We start from the raw sequence: 17,369 nt of genomic DNA, 5'->3' as shown, positions 1-17,369 counted from the left end.
ATCCCGACGATGCGTGCCTATTTTTCCCAAGGCCTCTTTGGCCGCGACCTCCTTGGATCGGTGGTCGTCTTTCTTGTCGCCCTGCCGCTTTGCATGGGCATCGCCATCGCCTCGGGCCTGCCACCCAGCGCCGGTCTCATCACCGGTATCGTCGGCGGCATCGTGGTGGGTGCCATCGCCGGTTCGCCGTTGCAGGTCAGCGGGCCGGCGGCAGGCCTGGCGGTGCTGGTGTTCGAACTGGTGCGCGAGCACGGCGTGGCTGCCCTCGGCCCGGTGGTGTTGCTTGCCGGCCTGATCCAGTTGGTCGCTGGCTTCTGCAAGGTGGGCGTCTGGTTCCGCATGACCTCGCCCGCGGTCGTGGCCGGCATGTTGTCGGGCATCGGCATCCTCATCGTCGCCTCGCAGTCGCACGTGTTGCTCGATGCGATCCCCAAGGCCCGCGGCCTCGAGAACTTCGCGGCCCTGCCGGCGGCGGCATGGGAGTCGGTGACGGGCTTTGCCGAAGGGCAGATGCCCGCCGCGATGATGATCGGCCTGGGCACCATCGCGATCATGCTCGGCTGGGAAAAGCTTCGTCCGGCGAAGCTGCGTTTCGTACCCGGCGCGCTGCTCGCGGTGGTGGCGATGACCGCCCTCGCGCAGTTCGGCGCGCTCGACGTCAAGCGCGTCGACGTGCCGTCCAACCTGTTCTCGGCGGTGAGCTTGCCGAGCATGGGCAGCCTGTTCGGATTGTTCGATTCCACCTTGCTCGTGGCGGCGGCGACCTTCGCCTTCATCGCCAGCGCGGAAACCCTGCTCTCCGCGGCGGCGGTCGACCGCATGCACGATGGCGCGCGCACCAATTTCGATCGCGAACTGGCGGCGCAGGGCGTCGGCAACATGATCTGCGGCTTCCTCGGCGCGCTGCCGATGACCGGCGTGATCGTGCGCAGCGCGGCCAACGTGCAGGCCGGCTCGGCCACACGCATGGCCACCATCTTCCACGGTGCGTGGCTGCTCGCCTTCGTGATGTTGTTGCCGTGGCTGATGCGGATGACGCCCGTCTCGTGCCTGGCGGGCATCCTGGTGTTCACCGGCGTGAAGATGGTCAACCCGAAACAGATCAAGGATCTGGCCGCGTACGGCAAGGGCACGGCGGCGGTGTATGTCGCCACGACGGTCGCCATCGTCGCCACCGACCTGCTCACCGGTGTGATCGTCGGCTTCGGCCTGTCGCTGCTGCGCCTGGCGCTGCTCTCCTCGAAGCTGAAGATGGATGTTCTGCATCATGACGAGCCGGGCCAGGCCACGCTGCACCTCGAAGGGTCGGCGACCTTCCTGAAGGTGCCGAGCATGGCGCGCAAGCTGGAAGCGGTGCCGCCGAACACGCGCCTGAGCGTGGTCATGGACCGCTTGCATCACGTCGACCAGGCGTCGCTGGAACTGCTGCGCGAGTGGGGACGTAACGCGTCCAAGCGCGGTTGCGAGTTGATCGTGGATTGGCAGGAGCTGGGAAGGCGGGTGGAGGGCTCGCGCCAGACGGCCTAGGAGCTCCTCGGACAGGGTCCGCTCCCGCCCTCCGGCAGTGAGTCCGCTACCGGAGAGTGGGAGCGGGCCGTGTCCACGATGGGTCTTGCTTCAGTCCGCCTTGGTCTTGTGCTTGTAGGCACACATATCGGCGATCACGCACTGCGGGCAATCCGGTTTGCGCGCCTTGCACACGTAGCGCCCGTGCAGGATCAACCAGTGATGCGCATCCTGGATGAATTCCTTCGGGATCACCTTCTCCAGCTTGTCCTCGACCTTGCGCACGTCCGGCCCTGGAGCGAGGCCCGTGCGGTTGGACACCCGGAAGATATGCGTATCCACCGCGATGGTGGGTAGCCCGAACGCCGTGTTGAGCACCACGTTGGCCGTCTTGCGGCCGACCCCGGGCAGTTCTTCCAGCGCCTCGCGCGTCCGCGGCACCTCGCCCTCGTAGCGGTCGACGAGGATTTGGCTCATGGCGATGAGGTTTTTCGCCTTGTTGTTGTAGAGGCCGATGGTGCTGATATAGCCCTTGAGCTTTTCCAGACCGAGCTTGAGGATCTTCTGTGGGGTATTGGCCACGGGAAACAACTTTCGCGTGGCCTTGTTCACGCCCACGTCGGTGGCCTGCGCCGACAACGCTACCGCCGCCAGCAGTTCGAAGGGCGTGGTGTATTCCAGTTCGGTCTTCGGATGCGGGTTCAGTTCGCGCAGGCGGCTGAACATCTCGACCACGTCGGCCTTCTTCACGGGCTGTCCTTTTTCTTCGCCTTGGCGCGGGCAAGGGCTTCGAGTACGGCGTTGCGGGCGGCTGGCGCACCGACGTCGCGCTTGCTCGCGGCGAGCTGGCGTTCGCGTGCTTCTCGCTCGCGGGCAAGTCGCGCCTCGCGACGCTGGAAATGACGACGCGCCGCGTCCGCGTGTCGGCGATCCTCCACGTGGGCCAGCGGCATGGGATCGAGCGCGATGCAGTCCACGGGGCAGGCGGGCACGCAGAGCTCGCACCCGGTGCATAGGTCGCTCATCACCGTGTGCATGAGCTTTGCCGCCCCGACGATGGCGTCGACGGGACAGGCCTGGATGCATTTGGTGCAACCGATGCAATCGGCCTCGACGATGCGGGCGAGCGTGCGCGGCTTCTCCACGCCGCGCGTGGTGTCCAGCGGCAGCGGCGGGCGGTCGAGCAGCGCGGCCAGGCGGGCGATGCCGAGCGCGCCGCCCGGGGGGCAGCGGTTGATGTCCGCCTCGTCGGCGGCGATGGCATCGGCGTAAGGGCGGCACCCGTGGAAGCCGCATTGTTCGCACTGGGTCTGCGGAAGCAGGTCGTCGATGCGGTCGGCGAGCGTTGGCATCATGGCTGGCGCGTTGCCGGCGGCACCGATCAGCGGACGGTGGCGCCCGCTGCCGCGCCCTGGTCGGCATCGAGGAGGAACAGGTCCGAACCGCCGTCGCCGGCGGAAAGGATCATGCCCTCGGACACGCCGAAACGCATCTTGCGCGGAGCGAGGTTGGCGATGAACACGACGTTGCGGCCCACCAGCTTCTCCGGCTCGCCGTAGGCGGCGCGGATGCCGGAGAAGATCTGGCGCTTGCCCAGGGAGCCGGCGTCGAGTTCGAAGCGCAGGAGCTTGTCCGAGCCCTCCACGAATTCGCAGGTCAGCACCTTGCCGATGCGCAGGTCGAGCTTGGCGAAGTCGTCGATGGAGATGGTGGCGGTTTCGGTGGCGGCGGCGTCGGTCATGGGCTTGGATGCTTCTTTGGCTTTGTTCGGTTTCTTGGTGTCGGCTGCCGCGGCCTCGCGGGCCTGCTCGGCGGGCGAGAGCGATTCCTTCGAGGCCTCGACCATGGCTTCGATCTTCTTCGGATCGAGACGGCCGAACAGCGGCGAGAAGGCCTTGACGGTGTGGCCGAACAGTTCGCGACGGGCGTCGGCGAAGTTTTCGATCGGGGCGCCGAGGAAGGCTTCGGCGGCGGCGACCGTGGTCGGCAGGATGGGCTTCAGCAGGCCCGAAAGCAGGCGGAAGGCGTTGATGGCGAACGTGCACACCTGTTGCAGCTCGTCGCGACGGGTGTCGTCCTTGGCGATCACCCACGGCGCCTTCGCGGCGATGTAGCCGTTGACGGCATCGGCCATGGCGACGAAGCGACGGGTGACCTCGGCGTATTCGTCGGCTTCGTAAAGGGTTTCGATGCCTTCGTACTGGGCGAGCAGGTCGTTCCACAGCGGGCCGGCTTCATCGTCGAAGCGAGGCGCCAGCGTGCCGCCGAAGTGCGTGTGCAGGAAGCCGGCGGTGCGGCTGGCGATGTTCGCCCACTTACCCACCAGGTGCGAATTCACGCGTTCCTCGAACGATTTCAGGTCGAGGTCGACGTCGACCGGCGTCGGGCCGAGCATGGTGGCGAAGTAATAGCGCAGCGCTTCGGGATCCAACCCCGAGTCCAGGTAGGTGCGCGCCTGGATGAACGTGCCGCGCGACTTGGACATCTTCGCGCCGTTGACGGTGAGGTAACCGTTGACGTGCAGCGCCGTCGGCACGCGCAGGCCGGCGCCGTGCAACATCGCCGGCCAGAACAGGCCATGGAAGTTGATGATGTCCTTGCCGATGAAGTGGTGCATCTCGGCCGTGCTGTCTCTGCCGAGAAAATCGTCGAAGACCAGGCCGGTGCGATCGCACAGCGCCTTGAAGGCGGCGAGGTAGCCGATCGGCGCGTCGAGCCATACGTAGAAGAACTTGCCCGGCGCGTCGGGAATGGGGAAACCGAAATACGGCGCGTCGCGGGAGATGTCCCAGTCGCGCAGGCCGCCGTCGATCCACTCGGCGAGCTTGGCGGCCACGCTGCTGTCGGCCGTGGGCTTGCCGTCGGTGAACTTGCCGGCGAACCAGTCGCGCAACAGGGCCTCGAACTTGCCCAGCTCGAAAAAGTAGTGCTCCGAGTCGCGAAGCTCGGGCGTGGCGCCCGACATCACCGAGTACGGGTTGACGAGATCGGTGGGCGCGTAGGTGGCGCCGCAGTTCTCGCAGTTGTCGCCGTACTGGTCGGGCGTGCCGCAATTGGGGCAGGTGCCCTTGATGTAGCGATCGGGCAGGAACATGTCGCGCGCGGGGTCGTACAACTGCTGGATGTCGCGGCGGGCGATGTAGCCGCCCTCGCGCAGGCGCAGGTAGATCGCCGTGGCGAGTTCCCGGTTTTCCGGCGAGTGGGTGGTGTGGTACTGGTCGTAGCTGAAGTGGAAGCCGGTGAAGTCGGCCTCGTGGCCGGCGCGGATGTCGGCGATGTACTGCTCGGACGTCTTTCCGGCCTTTTCGGCGGCCAGCATGATCGGCGTGCCGTGGGCATCCTCACCGGCGACGTACCAGACCTCATTGCCTTGCATGCGCTGCGCCCGCGCCCAGATGTCGGCTTCGATGTAGCCGAGCATGTGGCCCAGGTGCAGCGGGCCGTTGGCGTAGGGGAGGGCGTTGGTGACGAGGATGCGGCGGGCCATGATTCGCACGGTCGGCTGTAGGACCGGGGATTATGGCATGCCGATCGCGGACAGGGTCCGCTCCCACCCTCCCGTAGCGAGCTTCCTGCGGGAGGGTGGGAGCGGACCCTGTCCGCGATGCGTTATTCGGCCCGCACCCACTCCTGGCTGCGGCCGATCAGCGAGAATCCGATGTAGCCGTGCACGTCGAGCTTCTTGCCGCCGTCCTCGAGCTTGAGGGTGACCTTATAGATCTTGCCCTTGGCCGGATCGAGGATCTGGCCACCGGACCATTCGTCGCCGTCTTTCTTGAGGCCCCACATGATGGTCATGCCCTCGATGGGCTTGCCCTTGCGCTCACCCTCGCACTTGTCGCACGTGGGGTGCGGGCCGTGCTCCGACTTGAGCACCTGGAGCACCTTGCCCTCGAGCACGCCGCCGTTGTCGGTGATCTCCACGATCGACTTCACCTCGTGGGTGGAGTCGTCGATGGTCTTCCACTTGCCCACCGGGCTGTCGGTGGAAGCCAGGGCAGGGAGGGCGCCCGCCACCAGGGCGAGGGCGAGCGTGGAGCGGATCAGGGTCTTCATGGACGTGCGGTCTCCCCATACGGTTAGGTATGGCGCGAGCCTGACGAACGGACGGAGGGGCCGTCAAGCTGCATCGCGCCAAGTCCCCCCGGGCGGTCCGTTTCCGGCGGTCGGGGCGTTTGGCTGTCATAATGGGCGATCTTGGATTTTTCGTACGACTTCCCATGAGCCAGGCCAGCGAAACCCTCGTGCGCGGTGTTCTCGACCGCGTCATCGATCCTCATTCCGGTCAGCCGCTCGACGCCTCGATCCGTGCCGTCGGGGTAGACGGTGACCGCGTGTCGGTGGATATCCAACTGGGCTATCCAGCCGCCGGTTATGTGGAGCGGGCCGCCACCGAGGCCCGCCAGGCTCTCGAGGCCGAGCCGGGCATCGCCGCGGCCGCCGTCTCGGTGAGCTGGCGCATCCATGCCCACAAGGTGCAAGGGCAACTGGCGCCGCTGCCCGGGGTGAAGAACATCATCGCGGTGGCGTCCGGCAAGGGCGGCGTGGGCAAGTCGACGGTGTCGGTGAACCTCGCCCTGGCGCTGGCCGCCGAGGGCGCCACGGTGGGCATCCTCGACGCCGACATCTACGGCCCCAGCCAGCCGCGCATGCTGGGCCTGGCCGGCAAGCCGGTCTCGCCGGACGGCAAGAGCATCGAGCCGATGCGGGCGCACGGCCTGCAGGCCATGTCTATCGGCGTGCTGATCGACGACGACACGCCCATGATCTGGCGCGGCCCGATGGTCACCCAGGCCCTGATGCAACTGCTCACCGACACCCGCTGGGATGGCCTGGATTACCTCGTGATCGACCTGCCGCCGGGCACGGGCGATATCCAGCTCACGCTCTCCCAGAAGGTGCCGGTCTCCGGCGCGGTCATCGTCACCACGCCGCAGGACATCGCCTTGCTCGACGCCCGCAAGGCGCTGGGCATGTTTCGCAAGGTGGAGGTACCCGTGCTCGGCGTGGTGGAGAACATGGCCACCCACATCTGCTCGAACTGCGGTCACGAAGAACACATCTTCGGGCAGGGCGGCGGCGCGCGCATGGCGGCCGAAGCGGATATCGCCTACCTCGGCGACCTGCCGCTGGACATCCGCATCCGTGAGCAGGCCGACGGCGGCAAGCCCACCGTGGCGGCCATTCCCGAGTCCGACCTCGCGGCGCGCTACCGGGCCATCGCCCGTTCCACGGCGGCGAAGCTTTCGCTGCAGGCGCGCAACAAGGCCATTTCCTTCCCCAAGATCGTCATCCAGAACACCTGAAGTGGCAGGTTTCCCGGCGTTCCTATATTTTTCCCGCCTCAAGCGAGGGAGATCGTAAGTGAGCATCAAATCCGACAAGTGGATCCGCCGCATGGCCGAGCAGCACGGCATGATCGAGCCGTTCGCGCATGGCCAGGTCAAGGAGCGCGACGGCCACCGCCTCGTGTCCTACGGCACGTCGAGCTACGGCTACGACGTGCGCTGCGCCGACGAGTTCAAGGTGTTCACCAACATCAATTCCACCATCGTCGACCCCAAGGCTTTCGACGAGCGCAGCTTCGTCGACGTCAAGTCCGACGTGTGCATCATCCCGCCGAATTCGTTCGCCCTGGCGCGCACCGTGGAGTACTTCCGCATCCCGCGCAACGTGCTCACCATCTGCCTGGGCAAGAGCACCTACGCGCGCTGCGGCATCATCGTGAACGTGACGCCGCTGGAGCCCGAGTGGGAAGGCCACGTGACGCTGGAGTTCTCCAACACCACGCCGTTGCCCGCAAAAATCTACGCCAACGAGGGCGTGGCACAGATGCTCTTCCTCGAATCCGACGAGGTCTGCGACGTGTCCTACGCCGACCGTCGCGGCAAGTACCAGGGTCAGCGCGGCGTCACGCTGCCGAGCACCTGAACGCCTTTCACGTCGCAGCCGCGCGCGACACGCGCGCGCGGTAGACTCGGCTTTTTCCAGGCCCCACCGATCCACGGAGACACCGCATGATCCGAGCTTCCACCCTGATGACCCGCGCCGTCGCGGCGATCTTCCTCGCCAGCATGCTGGTGCTCGCCGGTTGCCATCGTGGCGTATCGAAGGACGACCACGTCGCCAGCTCGCAGGGCCAGTTCGACTACACCCTGAAGGCCTACAAGAGCGGCCAGTTCGTGGTCGACGGCGCGGTGCTTTCGGCCGCCGACACCGGTAGCCATTTCGCCTACCTGAAGGACCAGGGCAAGCTGCCCAAGACGGTGCTCCTGATCCCCAGCGACGATTCCAAGGTGCGTGACGCGCACCTGGGCTTCATGGCCCGCATGGCCCTCGACTACGGCTTCGCCGTGTATTACGACAAGAAGGGCGAGCTGGTCCGCCTGAACGCCGTCGAGAAGGACGCTCGCACGCTGGAAGACACGCCGCAGAAGTCTTCGCTGCCCGACCGCATGCAGGGCAAGGAGGCGTCCAGCGGCGCCTATGACGTGCAGCAGGGCCAGCAGCAGGGTTACTGATCGAACGAAATCGCCGGCCTCGAGCCGGCGATTTGCTTTTGGGGTGATTGAACGCCCGGGATTACCTCACGTCGTTCCTGTGAAAGCAGGAACCCAGCGCCTTTCGTCCGGACAGGCGGAAGAGCCGCATCGCCTCCTCGCGAAAACCGTATTCAAGGCGCTAGGTTCCTGCCTGCGCAGGAACGACGTGAGGGGTCAGGCAAGGTCGAGGGCCGACGCCAGGGAGCGGACTCTTTCCTCTATATCCGCGTCCCCGTACGCCTCGGACTTCCCCGCCCCCCATACCGGCCCCGGCCACGCCGCATCGCCTTCCACTCGCGCCACCACATGCACGTGCAACTGCCGCACGATGTTGCCGAGTGCGCCGATATTGAGCTTGTCGCAGGAAGCCACCTGACGCAGTGCCGCCCCGGCGAGGTCCACCTCGTGCCAAAGCGTGGCGCGGTCGTCGTCGGACAGGTCGGCCACTTCCACGCGCCCCGCCTGTCGAGGCACCAGCACCAGCCAGGCGAAGCGGCGGTCGCGCATCAGCAGCACGCGGCACAGCGGCAGGTCGCCGACGACGACCGTGTCGCCGGCGAGCCGCGGATCCAGTTCGAACGTTGCGCTCACGCCAGTTCGCGGGCGAAGAAGGCGAGGGTGCGCTCCCAGGCGAGCTTCGCGCTGGGCTCGTCGTAGCTGGCGCGCACGTCGCAGTTGAAGCCGTGGTCGGCCGGATACACCCACGTGTCCATTTCCGGCTTCAGTTCGCGATGCTTTTCGACCATCTCCGGCGGAATGCCGTGGTCGCGCTCGCCGAAGTGGAAGATCACGTTGGCCTTGGCCGGTTCGCTCAGGAAGGGCACGTTGCGCGCGCCGTAATAGCTCGACGAGGGCAGCCCCAGGCGCAAGGCGGCCAGCAAGGCCACCGTGCCGCCCCAGCAGTAGCCCACCGTGCCGACCTTCACCTTGTAGTTGTCGGCCAGGTAACCGGCGGCGATCGCCACGTCGTCGGTGGGGCGCTTCAGCCCCAGCTCGGAAATCAGCTTCACGCCCTTGGTCATGCCCTCCTGGTCGTAGCCCAGTTCCACGCCTTTCTCCACCGGATCGAACAGGGCCGGCGCGATGGCCACGTATCCCTCCGCGGCGAAGCGGTCGGCCACGCTGCGGATATGGGCGTTGACGCCGAAGATCTCCTGGATGACGACGATGCCGCCCTTTGGCGTGCCGGCGGGCTCGGCGAGGTAGGCGTCGATGCTTTCCGGCGGGCGGGAGGTATCGAGGATCAGGGTGCGGCCCATGCTGCGTCTCCAAGGATGATGAGAATAATCCGTCAAGGTTAACGCAACCCTCGTCGCAAGATCGTGGTGGATATCGTCTCCGGCGATCGCCACGCGGGTCTTCACCATGTGATCCCGGTGCCGACCCGTGGCCTCGGCGAATGTTTCACCCTGCCATCGGCGAGCAGATTTCGACCAGGCATCCGTTGATATCCCGCACGTAGCCGACGCGCTGGCCCCAGGGTTTGGTGTCGACGCCCTTGACGGGCAGCGCGCCCGCCGCGACGGCCTGGTCGTAGCCCTGCTCGGGTGCCTCCGTCACCAGGCATATCTCGAAGCCCGCCGGAAGCTCGTTTCGGCCGTTCGGACGAATGGCCACGCCGTTGCGTTCCGCCATCGATTCGGCGGCGAAGCCGAGCGTAGTGTCGCCGGTCGCCATTTCCGCGTAGAGACCGCTCTCGTGGACGAAGCGGCGTTGCAGGCCGAAGGCCCGTTCGTAGAACGCCACCGTTGAGGTGACGTCCTGCACGTAGATGATCGTATAGCCAAGACGCATCATATTTCCCCCGTGGTGATGGGGATGCAGCGTAGGGTCCACCACCTCCATCCCGCTTGAAGAAATCGGCCAGTTCATTCCGCCGACATGCCGACCAGGACCAGCGGCGGGCGACTACCGGGGGTGAAACCGCCATGGCGCCGGAACTCGCGGGTCATGTGGGCCTGGTCGCTATAGCCGCTTTCGATCGCCGCAGCGGCCGGATCGAGCGGGGCGGATCCATCGGTAAGCAGCCGCACGGCGCGCTGGAAGCGCAACACCGACGAAAACGCCTTGAAGGACAATCCCACCGCAAGGGTCAACTGACGTCTCAGCGTCCGTTCCGGCACCCCCACGAGACGGGCGACCTCGTCCAGGCGCAGACGTCCGCCGGAGGCCTGGATGACGGTGAGTGCACGCCGGACCGTCGCGGCGGGCGCTTGCGCCGCCGCCGCGCGTCGATGCGCGATCTCGCTCAATGCCGCCATCAGCGCCGAAGGCGTTCGAGCCGCGTGGATCGTGCGGCGGTCCGCACCGAGCACCGCTTCGGCTTCGTTGCCGATCAGTGCGCGGTCTTGCAGCGACATGGGGTCGACGCCGAGGCATGGCCCGCCCCAGCCGGGCCGGAAGCGCACGCCCCGGAAGCGGTCACTGGCCGCTACCGGGACATCCGCCCAGCGCCGCGCGGGCCCGACGATCAACACCTTCACATGGGCCAGCCCGCCTTCTTCGTCACCCCGAAAGGCGACGATGAGGTCCATCCGGCCATCCGGAAGCACGAGGTGCGTGCCATCGGTGGACGCCGTGAATGTCCACTCGGCTTCGATCGCCTCCGACAGGCGGACCGGGAGAAGTCGTTCCTGATAATCCGACGGCCATGGCATGCGTGAGAGTGTGCCGTATCCCGGCGACTTTCCGTGTCCGGGGCTCGCCCCATGGCGAACGTTCCGGACGCCGGCACATCGCCGAGGTGCCATGTCCCTCGAAGAATCTCCGTCCGCATGAGAACGATCCGGAGTGCTTTCCCGGTGAGGCAGCCGGTCCGGCTATAATGCGCGATTTCCCTCCTCCGGTACCCACGGCACATGTCCCAGGCCGCCCAGACCCAGAAGATCGGTTTCGTCAGCCTTGGCTGCCCGAAGGCGCTCGTCGATTCCGAACGCATCCTTACCCAGCTCAAGGTGGAGGGCTACGAGATCGTGCCCAGCTACGATGCCGCCGACGCGGTGGTGGTCAACACCTGCGGCTTCATCGACTCGGCCGTGCAGGAATCGCTCGATGCCATCGGCGAGGCGCTGCATGAGAACGGCAAGGTCATCGTGACCGGTTGCCTGGGCAAGCGCGAGGAGCTGATCCGCGAGAGCTATCCCGACGTGCTCGCCATCACGGGGCCGCAGGATTACGCCTCGGTCATGAGCGCGGTGCACAAGGCGCTCCCGCCGGCGCGCAACAAGTTCCTCGACCTCGTGCCCGATACGGGCGTGAAACTCACGCCGAAGCACTACGCCTACCTGAAGATTTCCGAAGGCTGCAACCACCGCTGCAGCTTCTGCATCATCCCCTCGATGCGCGGCGACCTCGTCAGCCGTCCGGTCGACCAAGTGCTCGTCGAGGCCGAGAAGCTCGTCAAGGGTGGCGTGAAGGAACTCCTGGTGATCTCGCAGGACACCAGCGCCTACGGTGTCGACGTGCGCTACGCCGAACGCGAATGGCGCGGCAAGTCCTACCGCACGCGCATGACCGAACTGTGCGAAGGCCTCGCCGAGCTCGGCGTGTGGACGCGCCTGCATTACGTCTACCCGTATCCGCACGTGGACGAGGTGATGCCTCTGATGGCCGAGGGGAAGATCCTTCCCTATCTCGACATCCCGTTCCAGCACGCCAGCCCGCGCATCCTCAAGCTGATGAAGCGCCCTGGCAACGTCGACAAGACCCTCGAGCGGATCCAGAACTGGCGCCGCCAGGTGCCCGACCTCACGATCCGCAGCACCTTCATCGTCGGCTTCCCCGGCGAGACCGATGCCGAGTTCAACGAGCTGCTCGACTTCCTGCGCGAAGCCGAACTCGACCGCGTGGGCGCGTTCGCCTATTCGCCGGTGGACGGGGCCAAGGCCAACGAGTTGCCGGGCCAGGTCGACGAAGAGCTGAAGGAAGACCGCCTCGAGCAGTTCATGGCGGTGCAGGCGGAAATTTCCGCCGCCAAGCTCCAGCGCAAGGTGGGCAAGACGATCAAGGTGCTGGTCGACGAGATCGACACCGACGGCGCGTGGGGTCGTTCGAGCGCCGATGCGCCGGAAATCGACGGTGCCGTGCGTATCGACGACGGCCAGCTGCTGAAGCCGGGTCAATTCGTCGACGTGCTGGTCGAAGAGGCCGACGCGCACGATCTCTACGGCCGCCTGGCGTAATCGTCATGCGCTATGTGGCGCCGGCACGCGATGCGTTCGATCGTGGCGTGCTGGCGTCACCGCCGCTTTCCCTTTGGTCGGCGTTCGCTTCGCTGCTCGAAGGGGCGACGTGGCCGGACGTGCAACGTCTCAACGACCTGCTGCCCCGCGATGACGACGTGCGCTTCGTGGCGCAGGACCGCGACCTGTTGGCCGACGGTCTTCACTATGAGGAGCGCATCGCGCGGCATGGGCGTATCGCCACGCGGCCCGACAACTGGCACGACCTGTTCAATGCACTCGTATGGGTTCGCTACGGTGCCTTGAAGCGTGCGCTCAACGCGCGACAGATGGCCGAGATCGAACGGATGGGGCCACGCGAACGGTCGCGGCCGCAATGCGCCCTCACGCATTTCGACGAGGCGGGCATCGTGGTGTCCCTGCGTGACGGGGCGATGCTCGACGCATGGAATGCACACGACTGGCATGCGCTCTTCTGGACGCATCGCGCGGCGTGGAGGAGCGGCGAGGCGCGCGTGGAGCTCTTTGGCCATGCTCTGCTGGAGCATGCTCTCACGCCGGACAAGCTTCTGGTGGGCAAGGCGTTGGTGGTGATGGGCGACGGCGACGCGATGGCGCGATGCGCCGAGGCGATCGCCTCGGGCGCGATCCTCAACGATCCGCAGGAATTGCGGCCGTTGCCCGTGTCGGGCGTACCCGGCTGGCACGAGCGCACGGCCGACGAGGCGTTCTATGCGGAGGCGCCGTGCTTTCAGCCGTTGAGGGTGGGACGGGTTTACCCGGAGCCCTTGCGGTACGGGGCGTAGGTCCCGCACTGGGCGTCGATCTGCGCCGGTGCGGTGGTAGGGACGTCAGATCAGATCAGGCCGAGATCGCGCGCGGTGTCCTTCAGCAGGCTGTCGTGGTTCACGCCCAGCTTGCGCATGGCGTCGCGTTTCTGCCGGCTGATGGTCTTCACCGACTTGCCTTCGAGGTCGGCGATTTCCTGCAACGACATGCCTTTGACGAAGGCCTTGAGTACTTCCGTCTCGCGCAGCGACAGAGGGGCGCCCGGCATGGCCACGGAGTTTTCGTCGGCCTCGTTGAGGATGTCGAGCAGGGTATCGCTGAGATAGGTTTCGCCCGAGTGCACCGCTTTCGCGGCCAGGGCCAGTTCGTCCATCGATGCCCGCTTGTCGACGATGCCGCGCGCGCCTTTCTTGAGCATCGAATTGAGTGCGGCGGCCCGGTTGATCATCGTGAGGACGACGACGGCCACGTCGGGATGCTCCTTGGCCAGCCGGTCGACCAGGGCGAGACCGTCGTCTTCACGCTCGCTGGGCATGAGAAAATCCGTAATCACTACGTCGCATGGCGTGGTTTTCAGCAACGCGAGCAGTTCTTCGGCATTTTTGGCCTCGCCGACGACATCGATATGCGCATTCCTTAGCGCCAGGCCTCCTCCGACCAGAACGAGCGGATGATCGTCTGCCAGAATGACTTTGAGTGGCATGCCTGCATTCTCCTTGCTTACATTTGCGGCGTGTCGAGTTCCGGCCGATTATGCCCATTAAGGTTCACCTGACGAAGCCCGCGACGTGCTCAGAGCCCTCCTGCTGTTCATCCTGCTGATATTGCCGCGAGGGGTCTGGGCGCTTCCGGAAGGGCCGCTGTCGGCGCAGGACGCCGAATGGTTGAGAAAACATCCCGTCTGGACGGTGGGCACCTACCGCGAGGGCTATCCTCCTTTCGAGGACCTTCACGACGGTGATCTGGAAGGGCTGGGTCCGAATTATCTCAAAGAGATCGCCAAGCAGTTGGGAGTGACGCTGCAGACGCGAGCCTACTCCGACTGGCCAGCGCTGCTCCAGGCCCTGTCCCGGGGCGACATCGACGTGGCCACCACGGTGACGCCCATGGAGCAGGGCATGCCGGGCATACGGGTGGGCGCGACCTATTTCGAATCGCTTCCCGCCCTGGTGGAGCGCAACGACGGCCCACCCATCCATCGGCCGGGCGACCTGCGCGGCAAACGGCTCGCCGTGCACGCCGGCTATTTCGACATCACGGCGTTGCGGCGTGAATTGCCCGATACCACCCTGGTGGAGACCCAGTCCACCGCCGAGGCGCTGGCACGCGTGCGCTCGGGCGACGTGATCGCGTATCTCGACAACCCGTATTCCGCGCGCGAATTCGTCTTTCGCCAGGGACTCGGCGACGAACTCTCGGTCGGGGCGCCGCTGGCGCTGCCCATCAGCGCCTTGGCTTTCGCCGTGCCGGAAGGTCGCGCACCCATCGGCCGGGCCATCGATCACGCGCTGGGCGAACTCACCGCGGCCGACCACGGCCGCCTTCGCGCCCGCTGGGTGGGAAGGGACATCGCGCCACGTCCACGCCTGGGTGGCATTCCACTTAGCGAAAAGGAGAAAGCGTGGCTGCATGACCTGCCGCCCCTGCGATTGGGCGTGGACCCCAGCTACGCCCCCTTCAGCCTGTTCACCGAGCAGGGCGAAGCCGAGGGATTGGCGCTGGATTACGTCCGGGAGATTGCCGCCGAACTGGGCCTGAGGGTCGTCCAGGTGCCCAGCGACGACTGGACCGGCACCGTGGCGCGAGTGAAGCGCGGCGAGGTCGACCTCGTCGGCGCGATCAACCCGCAGAGCGCCACGCTGCCCGATCTGGAAGCCAGCGTGCCTTACCTCGACTTTCCGATCATGATCGTCACGCGCGAAGGCTCGCCTACCCTGGCCGGCAAGGACGACCTCTCGGGCAAGGCCGTCTTCGGCAATACCTCGCGTGCCCCCATCCGAAAGCTGCTGGAGGGCATTTCCGGCGTGCGCGCGATCGGCGTGCCCACCGAGGCCGAAGGCCTGCAACGGCTCGCGGCGGGCGAGGGCGATGCCTTCGTCGGCAACCTCGCCTCGATCGACTACCTCATACGCGGTCATTACCTCGGTCGACTGAAGGTGGCGGCGCCCACGGGGGAAAACGAGGCGATCGCCGTCGGCGTGCGCCGGGATCTCGCCCCGCAGCTGCTGCCGCTGGTCAACCGCGTGCTGGTGAACCTGTCGACGCATCGCCAGCAGGAGATCCGCAACACCTGGTTCGCCTCGCATTATGTCGTCGGACCCACGTGGCGCGAGATCGCCGGGCGCGTGGCGCCGTTCGTCGCCCTCCTGCTGCTTTCGCTCATCGCGATCAGTTACGCCTACCTCAACCTGCGGCGGGAAACGCGCCGTCGCGAGCATACGGAACGGCGCCTGGCCGAGGTGACGGCGCACGTACCGGCGGTGGTGTACGAAGCCGTGCGCGGTACCGACGGCTCGTACGCGATGACCTACGTGGGCGGCAATCCGCACAGCATCCTCGGCGTCGAGCCGGGCCAGTTCTTCGGTGGCGGTGAATCCCTGCGCGTGCCGGTGCAGGCCGAGGAACGCGCCCGCATGCATGAGGCTTTCGAGCGTTCGGCGCGTGAATTGACGCCCTTGCACGTCACCGTCCGGGCCAAGGTGGGAGGACGCGTGCGTTACCTCAGTTCCGACGCCGTCGTGCTGGCGGCGGCGGACGGCACCGTGCATTGGAACGGCTACTGGGTGGACGTGACCGCCCAGGAGCTCGCCGCGCGGCATCTTGCCCATGCACGCGACGAAGCCGAAGCGGCGACGCGCGCCAAGAGCGACTTTCTCGCCACGATCAGCCACGAGATCCGCACGCCGATGAACGGCGTGATCGGCTTGCTCGACGTACTGGAGCAGACGCGGCTCGACGACGAGCAGCGGCGCATGGTCGCCACCATCGAGCATTCGGCGGAGGCCTTGCTGCACATCCTCGACGACGTCCTCGACTTTTCCAAGATCGAGGCGGGACACCTGGCGCTGGATCCGCGCTCCGCCGACCTTCGCGCCATCGTCGAGGGCGCGGTCGCGATCATGCTCGGCCAGGCGCACGGCAAGGGCCTGCGGATCGACGTGCGCCTCGACGATGCGCTCGCACCCGCCTTCCTGATCGACGACGGGCGGCTGCGTCAGGTGTTGCTCAACCTGCTGGGCAATGCCATCAAGTTCACCGCCGAGGGCGAGGTCGTCATCGCGGTGGCGGTCGCCGAAGACCTCGGCACCCGGCAACGCCTCTCGATCACCGTGAGCGACACGGGGATCGGCATCCACGCGGCGAAGTTGCGTCATGTCTTCGCGCCGTTCAGCCAGGCCGAGTCGTCCACCACGCGGCGTTTCGGAGGCACCGGCCTGGGCCTGGCGATATCGCGCCGGCTCGTGGAACGCATGGGCGGGCATATCGCCATCGACAGCGAGCCCGGACGTGGCACGCGGGTCACCGTCACGATCGAACTCCCCGTGGCCGACGCGCCGCCAGCTCCCGCGGCGGTACCGGCGGCTGCCCCTGGCGATCGGCCGGTTCACCCCGAAGCGCGCATCCTGCTGGCCGAGGATCACCCGGTGAACCAGGAACTGGTGCGCATTCAGTTGGGCCTGCGCGGCTACGTTTGCGACGTGGTCGACGACGGCATCGCCGCCCTCGAGGCCCTCGCGCATGGCCGATACGACCTGCTGCTGGTGGATTGCCACATGCCGCGGATGGACGGTTACGAGGTGGCGCGCGAGGTGCGGCGTCGCGAGGCGGGTGGCGCGACGAGGCTTCCCATCGTGGCCATGACGGCCGATGCCCGCGCCGACCAGCGCGACGTCTGCCTCGCCGCGGGCATGGACGATCTGCTGAGCAAGCCGATTCGCCTGGAAACGTTCCATGCGACGGTCGAACGCTGGTTGCACCGGCATGAGCCGCCGTTGCCGGTCATCGACATGCTCCGCATGCGCCGGGCTTTCGGCCCGGACGAGAACGTGGCGAGCGTGATGCGTGCCGGCGTGAGCGCCACGCGGGAAGCGTTGGAGCGTTTGCCGCATGTGCTCGAACGCGCCGACGCAAAGGAGGCTGCGGGATGGATCCACCACGTGCTGGGCGGGGTGAACGTGTTCGGCACGTCGGAGGTGGGAACGGAGGGCGAGCGGCTGGAAACGGCGCTGCGGGACGGTGCGGCGTTGGATGTCGCCGCCGTGGAGGCGTTCGCGGCGTCGGTGCGGGCGTTCACGGACGGCCTCGAGCGGTTTGCCGAGCGGCTGGCAATAGACGTCAGCTAAACATGCCG

16 protein-coding genes are annotated in these 17,369 nt (G+C 66.6%); 7 read left to right on the top strand and 9 right to left on the bottom strand.

Annotation, left to right across the window (positions count from 1 at the left end; all coding sequences use genetic code 11):
* Positions 1 to 9 precede the first annotated feature (9 nt).
* On the top strand, positions 10 to 1,527 hold the full coding sequence (locus L2Y94_RS13200) for a SulP family inorganic anion transporter (protein WP_247367209.1): 1,518 nt from the start codon (positions 10 to 12) through the stop codon (positions 1,525 to 1,527).
* 90 nt (positions 1,528 to 1,617) lie between these two features.
* Here the strand turns inward: L2Y94_RS13200 and nth are convergent, their stop codons facing one another.
* From nth to L2Y94_RS13180, 4 genes are all read right to left on the bottom strand, one after another.
* On the bottom strand, positions 1,618 to 2,256 hold the full coding sequence (gene nth, locus L2Y94_RS13195; protein WP_247367208.1) for an endonuclease III: 639 nt from the start codon (positions 2,254 to 2,256) through the stop codon (positions 1,618 to 1,620).
* A complete protein-coding gene (locus L2Y94_RS13190; protein ID WP_247375239.1) occupies positions 2,253 to 2,858 on the bottom strand; it encodes an RnfABCDGE type electron transport complex subunit B in 606 nt (201 codons plus the stop codon). The genes nth and L2Y94_RS13190 overlap by 4 nt, the downstream gene beginning before the upstream one ends.
* 29 nt (positions 2,859 to 2,887) lie before the next feature.
* On the bottom strand, positions 2,888 to 4,993 hold the full coding sequence (metG, locus tag L2Y94_RS13185) for a methionine--tRNA ligase (protein ID WP_247367206.1): 2,106 nt from the start codon (positions 4,991 to 4,993) through the stop codon (positions 2,888 to 2,890).
* 122 nt (positions 4,994 to 5,115) lie between these two features.
* Complete coding sequence (locus L2Y94_RS13180; RefSeq protein WP_247367204.1) at positions 5,116 to 5,562, bottom strand: DUF2147 domain-containing protein; 447 nt, start codon at positions 5,560 to 5,562, stop codon at positions 5,116 to 5,118.
* Positions 5,563 to 5,726: 164 nt separating this feature from the next.
* Between L2Y94_RS13180 and apbC the strand changes: the two genes are divergently transcribed.
* The 3 genes from apbC to L2Y94_RS13165 all read left to right on the top strand — a co-directional run bounded on the left by apbC (position 5,727) and on the right by L2Y94_RS13165 (position 8,027).
* Entirely contained in the window at positions 5,727 to 6,812 is a 1,086-nt protein-coding gene (apbC, locus tag L2Y94_RS13175) for an iron-sulfur cluster carrier protein ApbC (RefSeq protein WP_247367201.1), read from the top strand.
* A 58-nt stretch (positions 6,813 to 6,870) separates the two neighbouring features.
* On the top strand, positions 6,871 to 7,437 hold the full coding sequence (dcd, locus tag L2Y94_RS13170) for a dCTP deaminase (RefSeq protein ID WP_144909226.1): 567 nt from the start codon (positions 6,871 to 6,873) through the stop codon (positions 7,435 to 7,437).
* A gap of 86 nt (positions 7,438 to 7,523) precedes the next feature.
* Positions 7,524 to 8,027, top strand: coding sequence for a hypothetical protein (locus tag L2Y94_RS13165; RefSeq protein WP_247367199.1), 504 nt, complete (start codon positions 7,524 to 7,526; stop codon positions 8,025 to 8,027).
* A gap of 195 nt (positions 8,028 to 8,222) precedes the next feature.
* On the opposite strand, the gene L2Y94_RS13160 is transcribed toward L2Y94_RS13165, so the two are convergent.
* The 4 genes from L2Y94_RS13160 to L2Y94_RS13145 all read right to left on the bottom strand — a co-directional run bounded on the left by L2Y94_RS13160 (position 8,223) and on the right by L2Y94_RS13145 (position 10,705).
* Entirely contained in the window at positions 8,223 to 8,639 is a 417-nt protein-coding gene (locus L2Y94_RS13160) for an HIT domain-containing protein (protein WP_247367198.1), read from the bottom strand.
* Positions 8,636 to 9,307, bottom strand: a complete 672-nt coding sequence (locus L2Y94_RS13155) for a dienelactone hydrolase family protein (protein WP_247367196.1) — start codon at positions 9,305 to 9,307, stop codon at positions 8,636 to 8,638. Before L2Y94_RS13155 ends, L2Y94_RS13160 begins: the two co-directional genes overlap by 4 nt.
* 145 nt (positions 9,308 to 9,452) lie before the next feature.
* Positions 9,453 to 9,920: a VOC family protein gene (locus L2Y94_RS13150; RefSeq protein ID WP_247367193.1), complete on the bottom strand. Its 468-nt coding sequence runs from the start codon at positions 9,918 to 9,920 to the stop codon at positions 9,453 to 9,455.
* Positions 9,917 to 10,705, bottom strand: a complete 789-nt coding sequence (locus tag L2Y94_RS13145; protein ID WP_247367191.1) for a helix-turn-helix domain-containing protein — start codon at positions 10,703 to 10,705, stop codon at positions 9,917 to 9,919. Before L2Y94_RS13145 ends, L2Y94_RS13150 begins: the two co-directional genes overlap by 4 nt.
* Before the next feature lie 201 nt (positions 10,706 to 10,906).
* On the opposite strand from L2Y94_RS13145, the gene rimO reads away from it, so the two are divergent.
* Positions 10,907 to 12,229, top strand: coding sequence for a 30S ribosomal protein S12 methylthiotransferase RimO (gene rimO / locus L2Y94_RS13140; RefSeq protein ID WP_247367189.1), 1,323 nt, complete (start codon positions 10,907 to 10,909; stop codon positions 12,227 to 12,229).
* Between the two features lie 5 nt (positions 12,230 to 12,234).
* Positions 12,235 to 13,035 (top strand): DUF3025 domain-containing protein, encoded by an 801-nt coding sequence (locus L2Y94_RS13135; RefSeq protein ID WP_247367188.1) that lies wholly within the window; start codon positions 12,235 to 12,237, stop codon positions 13,033 to 13,035.
* A 50-nt stretch (positions 13,036 to 13,085) separates the two neighbouring features.
* On the opposite strand, the gene L2Y94_RS13130 is transcribed toward L2Y94_RS13135, so the two are convergent.
* Positions 13,086 to 13,721 carry a response regulator gene (locus tag L2Y94_RS13130; protein WP_247367186.1) on the bottom strand — a complete coding sequence of 212 codons (636 nt, stop codon included), beginning with the start codon at positions 13,719 to 13,721 and terminating at the stop codon, positions 13,086 to 13,088.
* Between the two features lie 85 nt (positions 13,722 to 13,806).
* On the opposite strand from L2Y94_RS13130, the gene L2Y94_RS13125 reads away from it, so the two are divergent.
* Positions 13,807 to 17,361 carry an ATP-binding protein gene (locus tag L2Y94_RS13125; RefSeq protein ID WP_247367184.1) on the top strand — a complete coding sequence of 1,185 codons (3,555 nt, stop codon included), beginning with the start codon at positions 13,807 to 13,809 and terminating at the stop codon, positions 17,359 to 17,361.
* Positions 17,362 to 17,369: the final 8 nt, after the last annotated feature.

The sequence above is a fragment of the Luteibacter aegosomatis genome, assembly GCF_023078455.1.
GTDB lineage: Bacteria > Pseudomonadota > Gammaproteobacteria > Xanthomonadales > Rhodanobacteraceae > Luteibacter > Luteibacter aegosomatis.
Note: the sequence above shows the minus strand (reverse complement) of the source record. Positions and strands in the feature narration are given on the sequence as shown.

Bases quoted from the DNA above. Each gene is read 5' to 3' on its own strand.
- L2Y94_RS13150 (WP_247367193.1), bottom strand. From the start codon at position 9,920: ATGAACTGGCCGATTTCTTCAAGCGGGATGGAGGTGGTGGACCCTACG.
- L2Y94_RS13190 (WP_247375239.1), bottom strand. From the start codon at position 2,858: ATGCCAACGCTCGCCGACCGCATCGACGACCTGCTTCCGCAGACCCAG.
- L2Y94_RS13155 (WP_247367196.1), bottom strand. From the start codon at position 9,307: ATGGGCCGCACCCTGATCCTCGATACCTCCCGCCCGCCGGAAAGCATC.
- L2Y94_RS13130 (WP_247367186.1), bottom strand. From the start codon at position 13,721: ATGCCACTCAAAGTCATTCTGGCAGACGATCATCCGCTCGTTCTGGTC.
- apbC (WP_247367201.1), top strand. From the start codon at position 5,727: ATGAGCCAGGCCAGCGAAACCCTCGTGCGCGGTGTTCTCGACCGCGTC.
- rimO (WP_247367189.1), top strand. From the start codon at position 10,907: ATGTCCCAGGCCGCCCAGACCCAGAAGATCGGTTTCGTCAGCCTTGGC.
- L2Y94_RS13165 (WP_247367199.1), top strand. From the start codon at position 7,524: ATGATCCGAGCTTCCACCCTGATGACCCGCGCCGTCGCGGCGATCTTC.
- metG (WP_247367206.1), bottom strand. From the start codon at position 4,993: ATGGCCCGCCGCATCCTCGTCACCAACGCCCTCCCCTACGCCAACGGC.
- L2Y94_RS13145 (WP_247367191.1), bottom strand. From the start codon at position 10,705: ATGCCATGGCCGTCGGATTATCAGGAACGACTTCTCCCGGTCCGCCTG.
- L2Y94_RS13200 (WP_247367209.1), top strand. From the start codon at position 10: ATGCGTGCCTATTTTTCCCAAGGCCTCTTTGGCCGCGACCTCCTTGGA.
- L2Y94_RS13135 (WP_247367188.1), top strand. From the start codon at position 12,235: ATGCGCTATGTGGCGCCGGCACGCGATGCGTTCGATCGTGGCGTGCTG.
- L2Y94_RS13180 (WP_247367204.1), bottom strand. From the start codon at position 5,562: ATGAAGACCCTGATCCGCTCCACGCTCGCCCTCGCCCTGGTGGCGGGC.